Genomic DNA, 15842 nt, shown 5'->3' with positions numbered 1-15842 from the left:
GGAGTATGAACAAGCGCATTGCGCCTTATTACTGGATGACGGTTCCGGCGGTAATACTGTTCTTTGTATTTATGACGCTGCCGGCCCTCCAGGGGATCTATTATTCATTTACGAACTACAACGGATTCGGTAAAGGTTATGATTTTGTTGGATTCAAAAACTATTTCAATCTGTTTCAAGATGACAATGTAGGCAACGCCTACTGGTTTACCTTCAAGTTTGCGATCGTTGTAACGATCCTGACGAATATTCTGAGCCTGCTCATTGCACTCGGGCTGAATGCCAAGATTAAGTTCCGTAACTTTTTCCGGGGCATCTACTTCTTGCCGAATATCCTGAGTGTATTGATCGTGGGTTACATATTTAACTACCTGTTCTCCAACGTATTCCCGATCTGGGGACAAAACCTGGGCATCAACGCCCTATCCACCAACATTCTAGGGAGCGAAAGCCTGGCATGGATTGGGATCGTGATTGTAGCGGTATGGCAATCCGTTGCGTTGAATACGATTCTGTATTTGGCGGGATTGCAAACGATCCCTACGACATTGTATGAAGCATCAAATCTGGACGGCGCCGGCAAATGGCGTGAATTCTGGAGCATTACGTTTCCGCTTATTGCCCCGTTCTTCACAATTAATATGGTGCTGGCGATGAAAAACTCACTGATGGTCTTTGACCAGATCGTGGCCTTGACGAATGGTGGACCGGGACGGGCAACACAGTCCATCTCCCATCTGATCTACACGGGTGGATTTGAAGGCGGCGAATATGCATATCAATCTGCGAACTCGGTTATCTATTTCATCGTTATTGCGGTGATTTCGATTCTGCAAATCCGGTTCCTGCAAAGAAGGGAGACGGATCTGTAATGAGAAGCCGTTTACGTACCAACTGGCCCGTTATGTTGTTAATTGTTCTGGGTACCTTGTTCATTCTGTTCCCTTTATATATGACAGTTACAATCGCATTGAAGAATCCGGAGCAAATGGCTCAATCGGTATTTGCTATTCCGACAACACTCCACTGGGAGAACTTTGCAAGTGCAATAGACATGACAAACTTCTTCCAATCGTTCCGTAACAGTGCCATTGTTACTGCGTCAACAGTCATTCTGACCTTGCTCAGTAACTCTATGGTTGCTTACGCAATTGCCCGGAATATGGAGAAACGGAAGTTTTTCAAAGGGCTGTACTATTACTTCGTCAGCGCGATGTTCATTCCGTTTCCAATCATCATGCTGCCGATTGTTAAGCTGACTGCGTCACTGGAAATGACCAATCTTCTGGGTCTTATCCTGCTGCATACGGTTTATGGTCTCGCCTTTAACGTATTTGTGTATGTAGGTTACATTCGGTCCATTCCGGTAGCGCTGGAGGAAGCAGCCTTCGTAGATGGAGCAACAACCTGGGGAACATTCTGGAAAATCATTTTCCCATTGATGGCGCCGATCAGTGCCACGGTTGGTATTCTAACTTGTCTGTCTACCTATAATGACTTTCTGCTGCCACTCATTATTATTAGTGATCCGGCACAATACACGCTTCCTCTGGTACAATATGTGTTCCAGGGTCAATTCAATACTGACTTCAACCTGGCGTTTGCATCGTACCTGCTGGCGTTGCTGCCGATGATCATCATTTATCTGTTTGCACAAAAGTGGATTATCAATGGTGTAACACAAGGTTCAGTGAAATAATGAAGAAAAGGGCGGACTCATGGAGTCCGTCCTTTTTTTGTTTTCATGAGCTTCCGGTTTGTGGAGCTGCCCTATATTTAAATGATTGATAAAGATAGGATTCTGTGCTATTTTTTAGTCGTTAGTTTAATCACTAAACAAAGATCGGTGAAGGAGATCGATGAGCCAAAATGTAAACGCTTCAATAATTGGCGATGATGGATTCCGGCATACTTGTACTCAATCGTCACCCAAGATGAGAAACGGGTGGCGATTTCTTTTACATGCGGGGAGGAGAATGGGGTTTGCGAGTGAATTGGGGCAGATGGAACTCGTTGCGCAATCAGATTTTTGTTGGTTTTGTACTGGTGATGTTGGTGGTGTTATTTATTGCGGGAATCGCCGCCTATGACCGGGTATCCGGTTTGCTGAAGACCAATGCGGAGAAGCATATCCATCAAACTGCTGTTCAGGCTAACGGCAGACTGGATGCCTTAATCGCACAAGTTAACTCGTTGACAGCTCAAGTGGCAGATGATTCTTATGTGCAGCGTTTGCTGAGCAATGAGAAAGGTGGGGAAACGGCTACGTTTAATCAGCGTCAAGCTCTCTTGCAGGTTGTGAGCAGCTATCCGTCCTTTATGAGTGGTGTGCAGAGTCTGGAAATCTATACGACAACTTACAGCAGAATATTTCCCATGGATGACCGATCTTTGGATGGAAGGCTCGGACGTAACTGGATAGCGGAAGCAGACGCGGAGAAGGGGAGGCTGGTCTGGGTCGGCCCCGACCCGGAAGATCCGGGGGTCATTATGGCTATTCGGCGAATCAGCCTGATGGACCGGGCTTTTGAACCTGGCGGTTATGTCGTGGTGCGGATGCAGCGTAGCTTTTTTCAACTGAATGACTTGGATGCTGAGGACGATGTGGAGGATTCTATTCTTCTGGTAGATGCGGCAGGAAGCGTAGTTACTTCCAATCTGGAGGCTAGTCTGGATGTGGAGGCACTCCTAAGCAGTGACAGCTCTGTAGTCGAGACCCGGGAGGAGCCTTATATCGTCGTTAGACAGCATTCCGAAATGACTGGATGGACGCTCGCGGTTCTTACACCTGTGAGCGAGACAACGGAGGGCGTGTCCATTCTTCGGACGGCACTGCTTATTTCCGGTTTGTTTGGCGTCGTGCTGTTCCTCATTATGTCCTTTCTCTTGTCCACCATGATTACACGTCCCATCACCCGACTAATGAGGGCCATGCGCAGTGCACGTCCGGGAGCCATGAAGCCCAATATTATGTTCAGCTCAACGATGGAGATTCATAGGCTCAATGAAGTATACAATCAGATGGTTTATCGGCTAAATGAGTTGACTCAGGAGATATACGAGAAGGAAATCATGCAGTCAAGAACAGAACTGAAAGCTCTGCAGTCGCAGATCAATCCTCATTTTCTGTTTAACACGCTGGAGGCGTTCTATTGGTCACTTGATGACAAAGGAGACGAGGAAATGGCGCGTATGGTTGTGGCGATGTCCCGCCTATTTCGCTACATCATCTCCAGTCCCAATCAGGATGAATGGGTTACCATGGCCGATGAACTGGAGCACGCGGAGCGTTATCTTCGAATTATGGAGATGAGGCTGGGAGAACGGCTGCAATGGGAGATCAGACTGAGTGATGCGATGCGCACCGTGAGGATTCCCAAATTGCTCATACAGCCCTTGGTGGAGAATGCTATTCTTCACGGGATTGAGAGCAAAATTGAACCGGGAAAGGTAAGCATCCATGTAGATGCTTCCACGCAGGATGGGCTGGTCCACATCGAAGTTCGGGATGATGGACCTGGCATGGATGATTTCCGGCTTCAATCCGTTGTTCGTGCATTGAATGGTGGACCTGCTGTTTCCGACAAGGGAACAGGCGTGGGGCTGATTAACGTGCATCGCAGGTTGAAGCTTTATTTTGGCAGTCAGCTTGGCGAATTGTGCAGACTTTGCATTACGAGTAAGGTCGGTGAAGGGACTGTCATTCGCTTTGAGATTCCGAAGGATACGGAGGGTGCATATGATTCATGGCAGAACGATTCTAATCGTTGATGATGAACCGCGTACACGAGAAGGAATTCGCAAGACGCTGGAAGGCTGGTCGGCTGGTCGTAACGAAATTCGAACTGCGGCAAGTGGAGTCGAAGCAGCAGCATGGCTCCGTGAACAGACGGCGGACCTTTTGATTACAGATGTTCGCATGCCGGAATTCTCTGGCCTGTCCCTCGTTGAAGCCGTTCAGCAGTTTCCGAGCAAACCAGTCGTGTTGATTATGTCAGGGCATGCCGACTTCCAATATGCCCAGCAGGCCATCAAGCTTGGCGTGGTAGATTATTTGCTTAAACCGATTGAGAAGGAACAGCTTATTCAGACGGTAGAGAAGGCTTTGCAGCTTGGAGACCAACAACGGCGTATTCAAATGATGCAGAAGCTGGTTGACCCCAAGCTGCTGGATGCCAAAGGACGGGGAGACGAGAGACTTAATCCCCAGATCAGTGAAGCTGTTGCTTACGTGGATGCCCATCTGAGCGAACATGTTACCCTGCGGGAAATCGCTGATATGCTGCACTTGAACTCCAGTTATTTTAGCGTTTTGTTCAAGGAGCAGATAGGAATTAATTTCAGCGAATATCTGACCCGCACACGTGTTCAGCGGGCGAAGGAGATGCTCGTTCAGACGGCCCTGCCAATCTCGGAGATCGCCGAACAGGTAGGCTACCAGACGGATAAATATTTTATTAAGGTATTCAAAAGTCTCGAAGGGCTTAGCCCAAGCAAATATCGTCATTCCATTGGGATTCGTAAAGAGACTAAATAACCATAAAATAGTGGAGTTTTTCCAAATCATCCTGGTCTTATGGGGGAGATGTACCCATGCTACAATTTTATTAAAGCGGTTACATCAACCGAATAACCATTACAGGGGGTTAGGAATATGAGAAAAAAGCCAATAGCAATGCTACTGACATTGACACTTATCCTCGCCGTGTTTTTATCCGGATGCAGCAATTCAGGTTCTGACGGAGAGGGTGAAGCGAGTGGAAGTGGCTCTGACGGAAAAGTGACCCTCAAGTTTATGCATCTCTGGCCAGCAGGCAGTTCTGCACAGCAGAATAAGCTGGTCAATGAGATCATCAAACAGTATCAGACCGATCATCCCAACGTGACCATCAAGCAGGAAGTGCTGGAGAATGAGCAATATAAGAACAAATTGAAAATTTTGTCCGCTTCCAATGAACTCCCGGATGTAGGCGTAACCTGGGCTGCGGGTTTTCTTGAGCCTTACGTGAAGGGCAATCTGTTTGCTCCACTGGATGACCTCCTGAGTGGTTCGCTCGAGGGGAAATTCATTGCCGGAACAACCGAGGCGTATGCCGTAGACAGCAAAACCTATGCGCTCCCGATTGAGTTGAACATTTCTCCGATCTATTACAACAAAGACATTTTCGCCAAATATAATCTGCAGCCCCCGGCCACATATGATGAATTCCTGAGTGTTGTGAAAACGCTGACAGACAATGGTGTGGTTCCCATCGCTCTCGGCAACAAGGATCGATGGACCGGATCTCTCTGGTATATGTATCTGGCCAATCGATTGGGCGGGGATGCATTGGAGAAGGCCATCAATGGCACAGGCAAGTTTGACGATCCTGCCCTGATCCAGGCGGCAGCCGAAGTACAGAAGCTGGTGGATATGAACGCCTTTAACAAAGGTTATAACGGCTTGTCCAATGATGAAGGCAAATCGGAATTCATGAATGAGAAAGCTGCCATGTACCTGATGGGCACCTGGGAACTGCCGAACTATACCACCAATCCGGATGTACCGCAGGAGTTCAAGGATAAAATCGGATTTTTCAAATTCCCGACGATGGATGGCGGCAAAAGCGATATTAACAGTTGGGTCGGCGGCCCGGGTGTAGGCTTGTTCGTCGCACAGAACTCCAAGGTGAAGGATGAAGCTCAAAAATTCGTTCAATATTTTGTGGAAAAATGGGGCGAAAGCTCTGTAACCGAAGCGGGTGTTATTCCGGCAACGAAAGTGGACACAGCCGAGGTACAACTGCCGCAGCTTTATACTGACCTGCTGAATGAATTGAATCAGGCCAGCAGCCTGACATTATTCGCCGACGTGCAGATGAAACCGACCGCAGCTCAAGTCCATCTGGACATGATCCAGGCGTTGTTCGGAAAAGCGGTCACTCCTGAGGAATTTGTGAAGAATCATCAGGAAGCGATTGATAAAGGCAACTAACGTACAACGCTCATAGGGAGGATATTGTGATGGATAAAGTCATGTCCAACCGTTTAGTCGCTGCGTTGTACGTGCTTCCCGCACTGCTGCTGTTATTGGTACTGATCTATATCCCGATCGTGCTGACCGGATATTACGGATTGATGCAGTGGGACGGGATCGGCGCAATGACCTTTATCGGTTTTGAAAATTATGCAAGATTGCTTCATGACGCAACGTTCTGGCAGAGTGCATATCATACCTTTCTGCTGGCCTTATTCTCAGCACTGAGCCTGATCGGTTATCTTATGATTGCCCTTGTGCTGTCAGGCAAAATTAAGGGTGCCAACCTGTTTCGGAAAATATATCTGATTCCGATGCTGCTGTCCTCCGTAGCGATTGCCCAGCTGTGGCTGAAGATTTATCATCCCAGTAACGGTGTGCTTAATACCTTTCTGGAAGCAATCGGGATTGCCAATCCACCAGCCTGGCTGGCGGAGCCATCCCTGGTGCTGTATGCCCTGTTCGTACCGATCTTATGGCAGTATGCCGGATTCTATATTCTGATCTACTACGCTGCACTCAAGAATATCCCGGAATCGTTGGTTGAAGCAGCGCGGATTGATGGTGCAAGTCCTTGGCAGATTGCCTTCCGAATCAAGCTGCCTCTGATTACGGAAGTGATCAAAGTGACTATCGTGCTGGCTGTCGTTGGTTCGTTGAAGTACTTTGACCTCATTTATGTGATGACGGACGGTGGACCGAATGGTTCTAGTGAAGTGATGGCTTCCTATATGTATCATCAGGCTTTCCGTGGATTCGACTTTGGTTATGGGAGTGCCGTTGGTTTCTTCCTGCTCGTGATCTGTCTGGTCGTAACCTGGCTGCTTCGAAAGGCTACGGCATCCAAGGACACCATTCAGTATTCTTAAGTGACGTGAAATGAAAGGAGGCCCATCCCTGTGAAGACCGATACTGCGATTCGGTTGCCAGCCTATCCCGGAACAGGCGTGGGACCGACAGTGCTGAGAAGGCTAGGCTATGTCCTGCTCTACAGTCTGTTGATTCTGGTGGCGCTGCTGCAGATTCTGCCTTTGATATGGCTGCTGCTGTTCTCGCTAAAAAACAATCAGGAAGTATTTGATATGGCACCGTTTGCCCTTCCCGCGACTCCGCGTTGGGAGAACTATGTGAAGGTGTGGACGGAAGGCAACATTAGTTTATATTTCTTCAATAGTGTCTGGATCACGGTGGTGTCCGTTGTATTCACCGTGCTGTTCGCGAGTCTGGTCACCTTTGCGATAACCCGCATGCGCTGGAAAGGACGTTCTCTGGTGCTCGGACTATTCATGGTGGGTATGATGATCCCTGTGCATTCTACGCTGATTCCGTTGTTCAGCCTTTTTCTGAAGCTCCATCTTACAGATCATCCATTGTCGGTCATTCTTTCATACATCGCGTTTAATATGCCGATCACCATTATGATCCTGCTTGGCTTCTACTACGCCCTTCCGCGGGAAGTGGAGGAAGCAGCGGTGATGGACGGCTGCTCTGTCCATCGGGTTTTCTTCCGTATCGTCCTGCCGATGACAGCTTCGGTGATCGCTACGACAGCGATTATCAACATGATTTATGACTGGAATGAATTCATCTTCGTGAATACGTTCATCAGCACAGATGCGTACAAGACGCTGACCGTTGGGGTACAGAATTTTATTGGACAGTACACTACGGATTGGGGAGCGATTGGTGCGACACTGATGATTAGCATCCTGCCGATCCTGATCGCTTTCCTCGTCTTGAGCAACCGAATTGTGGAGGGCATCGCTGCCGGATCGGTAAAAGGATAGACCATGTATTCCATATGATTAAATGGCTAACTTAAACCTTGGACCCTTACACATCCCGATCCAAAAGGGATGTGTGAGGGTTTTTGCTCATCGCCTCGGACTTCGTATATCTCCTGAGAACATGTATTTAGAACGACTATATGAATGTATTTATTCTCTATAATGCAAATTAAATGAAAGAACTGAAAATACCTATTATTGGAATTTCAAAAAACTTTCAAGTTTTTTCGCAAAACTACTGCATTTTCAAACTACCTGTGCTAACATACCCTAAGAATTAAAGCCCACACGGGAAAGGTGAGAAAATGACAGCAATATCCTCAACCAAAGAGTCCTTGCGTTCGGATGCCAAAGATCTGAATCTGATTCGGCTAACATGGCCTATTTTCCTGGAACTCTTCTTGTTTATGTTGATGGGGAGCGTGGATACGTTCATGCTCAGTTCGGTGTCCGATAATGCAGTATCCGGAGTCGGAGCAGCTAACCAGATTATTTCCATTGCGATTCTTGTATTGGAAGTCATTGGACATGGTGCTGCTATTGTTGTGGCACAATATATTGGTTCGAAGAAGTTGAGTGAGGCGGCACAGGTCACAGGTAATGCGATTACGCTTAATCTGATTGTTGGACTAATCCTGAGCGGAAGCTTCCTTCTGTTCGGAGGACATCTGCTTACACTGCTTCATATCCAAGGTGAAATATACGATTTTGCCCGTTCTTATATAAGTATTGTCGGAGGCGGAATCTTCCTTCAGGCGCTGATTAACGCGCTGGCCGCGACGATTCGTACGCATGGTTACACCAAAGAGACGATGTATGTTTCTGTTCTGATGAACGTGATTCACGTCGTTGGTAACTACGCTCTTATTTTTGGCCATTTCGGCATGCCGAGGCTTGGTGTAGAAGGGGCAGCGATCTCAACGGTCGGAAGCCGTCTGATCTGTTTGATTATTTTCTTCTGGTTGCTCTATCGCGTTATGGATGTAAGGGTAGAGTTTAGCTATTACATCAATCTTTCGAAGAAATTTATCAGCAAAATCTTGCGAATTGGTATCCCCTCTGCGCTGGAATCCGTTGTATATCAGTCCTGCCAGCTCGTCTTCACACTGTATGTGACCTATCTGGGTGCTGAAGCGATGGCGACCCGGCAATATGCGGGTAACATTTCAAGCTACATCTATCTATTCAGCATGGCTATCGGAATGGGAACTTCCATTATAGTTGGCCGACTGGTCGGTGCGCGACGCAAGAACGATGCATACAAACGTGTATTCGACAGTGTAAAATGGGCGCTGCTCGCCACAGTTGTGATCGATGTAATTATTATTCTTTTCCGTGTTCCGCTGATGAGTGTGTTCACGGATAATCCGGAAATTATAAAACTGGGTGCACAGGTCATCCTGCTCAGTCTTCTGCTGGAGACCGGGCGAACCTGCAACATTGTGATTATTGGTTCCCTTCGTGCCGCAGGTGATGCGAAGTTCCCGGTATATATGGGACTGATCTCCATGGTCTGCATGAGTCTGCCGCTGGGCTACCTGCTGGTGTTCAAGCTTCACATGGGGCTCGCCGGTGTATGGCTTGCGATTGCCGCAGACGAGTGGACACGTGCTGTCATTATGTATTTCCGCTGGAAGAGCCGGGCTTGGGAGAAACATGATCTGTTGGATCATGAGGAGGAAGTTGGAGCTCAGCCTGTGCCAGCAGTATGATGATGGTTTGGGAAATAAATTCGATTTGAGCGGGGTATAGAAATAAAAAGGCGCCGCACTTGGAGCCGTTAGTCTTATTAAAGAAGAGCCAAATGGGATGGAGCATTTCTCCTGATGATGGGCTCTTTTTGTTTTTATTAGGGCTGATCCAATCACGGGTTGGCTCTTTTTGTTGTGTTTGGGGTATAAAAAAAGTGGAGCGAAGTCCAAGCTGGGAGGATACAGACGTTTCTAGCGTTTCTCGCAAATCGAAAAGTCCTCCATAGCTAATCAGGCCATACCTTGTTAACATAGATCCAAAGAATAAGATAACTCATGACATATATAGAGGATGATTCGGATGAATAAAAAAGTGCTGGTCGTGGATGACGAGTCAAGCATTGTTAGTGCTATTGCTTACGCGCTACGGCGCGAAGGATATGAAGTAGAGACAGCAAATGACGGCGAAGAAGCGCTGGTCAAGGTAGCTTCATTCCATCCGCAGGTCATGATTCTGGACGTGATGATGCCCAAACTGGATGGATACGGCGTATGCCGCAGGCTGGAGGATCGGGAGGATATCGGCATTATTTTGTTGACCGTCAAAAATGATATTGTGGATAAGATCGTTGGCCTGGAAATGGGCGCGGATGATTACATGACCAAACCGTTTGAGATCCGCGAACTGCTCGCCCGGGTAAAGGCACTGATGCGTCGTGTAGAGAAAAGCAGTCCATCCTCTGACGACCAGAAGAATCAGGCTATCGTCAATGGAACGCTACGTATCCATATCGCTCACCGCACCGTGACGGTGAATGAGGAGAAGCTGGATTTGACGCCAAAAGAGTTCGATTTGCTGACCATTCTGATGTCCAACCCCGAGCGTGTATACACACGGGATGATTTGCTGGACCGGGTGTGGGGCATGGAATATGCCGGGGGTACACGCACGGTGGATATTCATATTCAGCGGCTGCGCAAAAAAATCGGCGATACCGACCAGCAAAAATTGCAGACGGTATACGGCATTGGCTATAAGGCATCAGCCCCTGAACCGGGCGGCTTGGTATGAGAGTCAGCATCAAGCTGAAGTTCAGCGTTTTTCTGGCCGCATTGCTTATCCTGACCGTTGTTGTGCTCAGCTCCCTGGTATTGCGAGGTATTGAGCGCAACCAGCAGACACAGATCGAGACCATTCTGTCCCAGCAGACCCGTCTGGTGAATCTGAATGTGCGGCAGTCTTACTATACCGAGTCCGTTCGTCTGGAGCAGGAGGTTTTTTTACAGCAAAATGGCCGCAGACTGGCGCAGGAGCTTGCAAGCTCCACAGGTCTGCCAATCGCGCTTTATGATATGAAGGGACAGCAAGTTGGTTCATCGATCATGTCTGAGGAAAGTGCAGATATCACAGCGACGCTGAACTATGCGCTGCAAAATAAAATTGCTTACCACGAACAGGGGGATACCCTGCTCTATATAGCACCGCTGGACGGACCGGATGGACAGATGGGTGCTGTGCGCATGCAGTATCCGGTTCAGAGCTATCATGAATTTTATGCCCATATCCTTCAGTTGTTTATGTGGGCGGGAATTGCGGTTGTTGGACTAAGCTTCATTTTAGGATATCTCTTCTACAATCGTTTTGCAGTTGCCATAACCCGCTTGAAGAGGTCTGCCGATTCCATCCGTGAAGGGCTTTATATTACTGAATCACCTGTGAAACGCAAGGATGAATTAGGTGAGCTGGGACAGGGCATTTATTATATGAGCACATCGATTCAGCAAAATATTGAAGCCATGCATATGGAACAACAGAAGCTTCAGCTCGCTATCGAGAAGCTTCAGGCCCTGGAGCAGCAGCAGAAACAATATATTGGCAACATCAGCCATGAGTTCAAGACGCCACTTACGTCGATTAAGGCGTATGTAGAGCTGCTGGACATGTATAAAGATGATCCACAATTGCTGGATGATGCCACGAGCAATATTGGCAAGGAAACTGAGCGGCTGTACGAGATGGTTGAGAAGGTATTACATTTGTCTGCTCTGGAGAAATATGATTTTGAGAATCAGGCAGAAGACGTGGAAGTTCGTGCTCTACTGGAGGATGCCTGTGGCCGGATGCGGGGCAAAGCCGAGAAGTTTGCATTGAACATGGAGCTGGTGTTACTGCCTGCGGTGATCCGCAGCGATCGGGAAAGCCTGATGCATATTTTCATCAATTTGTTAGATAATGCGATCAAATATAATGTGCCGGGAGGTGTCATCCGGGTAAGCAATGAACTGCGAATGCAGGAGCGACAAGCGGTGATTCGCATCTTCAACTCGGGTACGCCCATTCCGAACGAGGCGCGCGAGAAAATCTTTGAACCCTTTTACACCGTCAATAAAGACAGGGCTAGAAAAACCGGGGGAACCGGGCTGGGACTATCACTCGTCAAGCAGTTTGTAGAGAAGCAGGGCGGCACAATCTCATTGTTGCCGGGCGATCCGCAACACGGAGAAGGGACGACGTTCCAGCTTGTTTTCCCTCTGGCCCATTCAAGTTTACAAGTTGGAAACAAGTCTGAATAACTTTGGAAGTATGCGATATGTATGCTTGGTCTATAGAAAGTACTCAGGAGGGACCATGATGAATTGGAAACAGGCGGCTATGGGCACGCTCGGGGCAATCGTCCTATTATCAGCAACAGCATGCGGGGGAGCAACGAAACCAGGGGATAATACACAGAACGGGAAATCCGGCACGGATATTACGGTCAAGGACAATACAAATACGTCGGTATACCAGAGCTTTAAGCTGGAGAAAATCGATAAACTGTCGAATATGCGCGGGGTAGCGTGGCTAAGCAATGACTGGATTTTGTCGGATAAAGAAAACGAGTCCATGAAGCCTGTCACTGTGGAGGGTGAGAAACGTTACCCGCATAACTTATACATGTACGATCTTACGAAGGGCACAGATACACCCGTGAAGGAAAGTGAAGTGAGTCTGGGTTCACCACTCGTGTCCCCGGATAGTCAGTATATTTTCTACAGAGAACCAGAGGAATCGACAGGCAAAGGCTTCATTTTGAATCTGCACAACGGGGAAGTGGTACCTGCGGGCAAGGACGATGGATTTGTCTTTGAAGGAGCATGGCTGGATAAGGAGCATGTTGTTTTTCCAAACATGAATGGGGATATCATATCAGCTAGTGTGGATGGAACGACCAAAGCGCTGGTCAAGACGGGGAACTTTAATATAAGCAGTGTCAGCGTTTCGGGCAATGTAATTTACTACATCACAGGCACGGACGGACAGTTGAATAGCTACGATACGAAGACCGGTGAAGTAAAGCAGGTACTGAAAAGTGTAGAGAGGGTAATCCCGTCCAACGATGGCTCAAGACTGGCGATTGTGAAAAAAACAGCCGATACTAAACGGGCGCTGGTGCTAACCGATCTCGAAGGGAATGAAAAAGCGACGCTTGCCAGAGGTACACAGATTTTCGGCACGAGCTGGTCTGGTGACGATTCCAAAATCGCCTACACGATCAATTCGGAGAGTGATGATGAAAAAGGGCTATTCGTCTCCAATACGGAATCGGCAGAGCAGTTCCAGATCTCAGCTGATATGGATAACGCATCTGATCCGCTGAGCTGGAGTCCGGAAGGCAACCGAATTTTACTGTCACAGGCAGTGCAGGAAAATGAATCATACCACTTTGTTACCTCGGTCATTACGATTTCGCAGTAAATCATCATCGAAGAAGAAGAAGCAAATTAGCAGGGGCGGGCCTGACTCATATCGAGTTGGGCTTTTTCTGTACTCTTAACGCAGTTTTTCTGGGTTATACTGAAGAGACGAGAAGTAAAGGGGGAACATGATCATGGATGAGAAGGACTGCCGTCTACTGCTGAGCGTTTCCGAGGAGAGTAGTCTGACCAAGGCTGCGGAGCGCATGTTTATGACCCAGCCGGCTTTGACATACCGTTTGCAGCAATTGGAGAAGGAATTTGGCGTGCCACTAATCGATAAAACGTTAAAAGGCGCCAGATTTACTCCCGAAGGAGAGCATCTCGCGATCTATGCCCGTAAAATGCTCAAGGAGCTTAACCAGGTCAAGGAGCAGTTGTCTAACATTCGTAATGAGGTTAAGGGAACGTTGCGCCTGGGGATTGCCAATCATTATTCGTTGTACAAGCTTCCTCCCTTGTTAAAGCAGTTCAAGGAGCTGTACCCTGAGGTTCAGTTTGCTGTGACCTGTGCACTAAGTGTGGAGGTTATGGAACTGTTGATGAGGGACGAAATCCAGGTGGGTGTCATACGGGGGGAGCATCCCTGGTATGAGGGGAAACATCTGCTGCACGATGAACCGGTCTGCATTGTATCCCGTGAACCCATTCATCTGGATGAACTTCCCGCGCTTCCGCAAATTGCATTTCAGGAGCCCCTGACAAAAACGGGTGGATCTCCTGTGAGTCCATTCCGAGAAGGAGTAGCGGCCTGGTGGTATGAGCGCTATGAATGTTCACCAACTGTAGCGATGCGTGTGGACAGCTATGAGACATGCAAGGAAATGGTGCGATACGGGCTTGGTTATGCCATTATTCCGGGTATTTTCGTATCTGCTTCGGATGGTCTTCATCAGCAGGAACTAATCCGACAGAATGGACAGGGAGTGCGGCGTAACACGTGGTTGGTGTATAAGGAAAGTGTACTGCAACAGGCAACGGTTGGTCGCTTTGTTGACTTGATGAAAACGGCTGGAACACAGCATGTTGTGGATGGAAGCTAGATACAGACGTGGTGGTGCAGGTGCTAGGCTTTATGCATAATTATCCGATATTTCCTTATCAAAACAGGAATTTTATTGCTATTTGGCAATGTCATTTTTATGGGGAAAACTGATTCGAAGGATGTACATAAGATCAAAATGTATACCGATGCTGTCTTGGTTAATATGTAAATAAACCAGTATGATACTGACATCTAATGATATCCATATATTATATCTAGCGAGTCCATAAAATTTTTTATGGGCTATTCCTTAATTTTTTCGAATTTACTTATAGCTTGGTCACACATACAATATATCCAATCTGATTGTATATTTATTCGATTGAATTGAATATAGAAATGCTGTATTTGAAGAAAGGCGGCAAAAAATATGTATTCTGACCCGGCTCTTATGAAGCAAAAAATCAAAGAAGCTGTAGATCTGATAGACCCCGACTTGCGGGAATTATCCCTGCGTATTCACGCTAACCCTGAACTGAGCTTTCAGGAAGTCCAAGCACAACAATGGTTAACCGAACCGCTGGAAGCAGCCGGATTTCAGGTGGAAAAAGGCATTTCAGGCCTCGACACCTCGTTCCGCGCTGTATGGGAAGGTCAGTCAGGTGGACCCACGATTGCACTGCTCGCTGAATATGATGCGCTGCCCCGCATCGGACATGCCTGCGGACACAATCTGATCGGAACCTCTGCTGTAGGTGCAGCATTGGCGCTCAAGGAAGCTTGCCCTGATCTTCCGGGACGAATTGTCGTACTTGGTACACCGGCTGAAGAAGAGGGCGGTGGCAAAATCATCATGGTGAACGATGGCGTATTCAATGAGATGGATGCCGTCATGATGTGTCACCCGCAGCAAAAAACGATGGTACTGAGAGGTGCGCTGGCTTGTGTGGACGCAACCTTTACGTTCCACGGCAAGCAGGCACATGCTGCCTCGTCTCCTGAGAAGGGCATTAGTGCGCTAGATGCCTTGGTCAACGCGTACGCGGGAATAAACTCGCTGCGTCCTTATTTGAAGGATGACGTTCGGGTGAACGGGATTATAACCAAGGGTGGAGATGCGCCCAACGTGGTGCCTGAGCTGGCTGAAGCCGTATATATCATTCGGGCGAAGACAGTTGAAGAACTGAAAGTCGTCATGGACAAAGTTTACCGCGTCGTGCGCCATGCTGCGGAAGGCGTTGGGGCTACGGTAGATATTACAGAAGGCCTGATCTATGCCGAGCGGAATAACAACAAGACTCTGGCGGGTCTGTTCCAGCAGAACCTGGAGGATATGGGCATTGAAGTACATGATCCACCGCAAACAGGCGGTGTGGGTTCCTCGGATATCGGTAACGTAAGCCAAATTACAGCCGCAATCCATCCGTATATTCGGTTAGGAGATGCGACAACACACACTCCTGAATTTGCCCGGCTTGCCGGAGCAGAGGAAGGCATGATTGAGTTAAACCGTGCGGCGAAGGCCCTTGCACTGACAGCGTTCGACCTGTACGCAGACAAGGCAGCATTGCAGCAGGTACGTGATGAGTTTGAAGCATGGAAACAACAGAAGGACGAGGGATGAT

13 protein-coding genes are annotated in these 15842 nt (G+C 48.0%); all 13 read left to right on the top strand.

Annotated elements, in window-relative coordinates:
* Positions 1-5 precede the first annotated feature (5 nt).
* The 13 genes from G3352_RS08200 to G3352_RS08140 all read left to right on the top strand — a co-directional run bounded on the left by G3352_RS08200 (position 6) and on the right by G3352_RS08140 (position 15841).
* The gene (locus G3352_RS08200; protein ID WP_063567591.1) at positions 6-872 is read left to right on the top strand and encodes a carbohydrate ABC transporter permease; all 867 of its coding nucleotides are present in this window, start codon (positions 6-8) and stop codon (positions 870-872) included.
* A complete protein-coding gene (locus G3352_RS08195) occupies positions 872-1699 on the top strand; it encodes a carbohydrate ABC transporter permease (RefSeq protein WP_076287389.1) in 828 nt (275 codons plus the stop codon). The genes G3352_RS08200 and G3352_RS08195 overlap by 1 nt, the downstream gene beginning before the upstream one ends.
* Positions 1700-1989: 290 nt before the next feature.
* The gene (locus G3352_RS08190; protein WP_345940746.1) at positions 1990-3771 is read left to right on the top strand and encodes a cache domain-containing sensor histidine kinase; all 1782 of its coding nucleotides are present in this window, start codon (positions 1990-1992) and stop codon (positions 3769-3771) included.
* On the top strand, positions 3740-4537 hold the full coding sequence (locus G3352_RS08185; protein WP_163755575.1) for a response regulator transcription factor: 798 nt from the start codon (positions 3740-3742) through the stop codon (positions 4535-4537). The genes G3352_RS08190 and G3352_RS08185 overlap by 32 nt, the downstream gene beginning before the upstream one ends.
* Positions 4538-4654: 117 nt before the next feature.
* A complete protein-coding gene (locus G3352_RS08180; protein ID WP_163755573.1) occupies positions 4655-5974 on the top strand; it encodes an extracellular solute-binding protein in 1320 nt (439 codons plus the stop codon).
* A gap of 29 nt (positions 5975-6003) precedes the next feature.
* The gene (locus tag G3352_RS08175) at positions 6004-6885 is read left to right on the top strand and encodes a carbohydrate ABC transporter permease (RefSeq protein WP_113053090.1); all 882 of its coding nucleotides are present in this window, start codon (positions 6004-6006) and stop codon (positions 6883-6885) included.
* Between the two features lie 78 nt (positions 6886-6963).
* Positions 6964-7803, top strand: coding sequence for a carbohydrate ABC transporter permease (locus G3352_RS08170; protein ID WP_481856275.1), 840 nt, complete (start codon positions 6964-6966; stop codon positions 7801-7803).
* Between the two features lie 305 nt (positions 7804-8108).
* On the top strand, positions 8109-9515 hold the full coding sequence (locus G3352_RS08165) for an MATE family efflux transporter (RefSeq protein ID WP_163755570.1): 1407 nt from the start codon (positions 8109-8111) through the stop codon (positions 9513-9515).
* A gap of 340 nt (positions 9516-9855) precedes the next feature.
* Entirely contained in the window at positions 9856-10566 is a 711-nt protein-coding gene (locus G3352_RS08160; protein ID WP_163755568.1) for a response regulator transcription factor, read from the top strand.
* A complete protein-coding gene (locus tag G3352_RS08155) occupies positions 10563-12068 on the top strand; it encodes a sensor histidine kinase (RefSeq protein ID WP_163755566.1) in 1506 nt (501 codons plus the stop codon). Before G3352_RS08160 ends, G3352_RS08155 begins: the two co-directional genes overlap by 4 nt.
* Positions 12069-12126: 58 nt before the next feature.
* Positions 12127-13233, top strand: a complete 1107-nt coding sequence (locus tag G3352_RS08150) for a DUF5050 domain-containing protein (RefSeq protein ID WP_163755565.1) — start codon at positions 12127-12129, stop codon at positions 13231-13233.
* A gap of 133 nt (positions 13234-13366) precedes the next feature.
* The gene (locus tag G3352_RS08145; RefSeq protein WP_163755563.1) at positions 13367-14275 is read left to right on the top strand and encodes a LysR family transcriptional regulator; all 909 of its coding nucleotides are present in this window, start codon (positions 13367-13369) and stop codon (positions 14273-14275) included.
* A 393-nt stretch (positions 14276-14668) separates the two neighbouring features.
* Entirely contained in the window at positions 14669-15841 is a 1173-nt protein-coding gene (locus tag G3352_RS08140; RefSeq protein ID WP_240342986.1) for a M20 family metallopeptidase, read from the top strand.
* The last annotated feature ends 1 nt before the right edge of the window (position 15842 follow it).

Source organism: Paenibacillus sp. ALJ109b (assembly GCF_010747435.1).
GTDB classification, from domain to species: Bacteria; Bacillota; Bacilli; order Paenibacillales; family Paenibacillaceae; genus Paenibacillus; species Paenibacillus taichungensis.
Note: the sequence above shows the minus strand (reverse complement) of the source record. Positions and strands in the feature narration are given on the sequence as shown.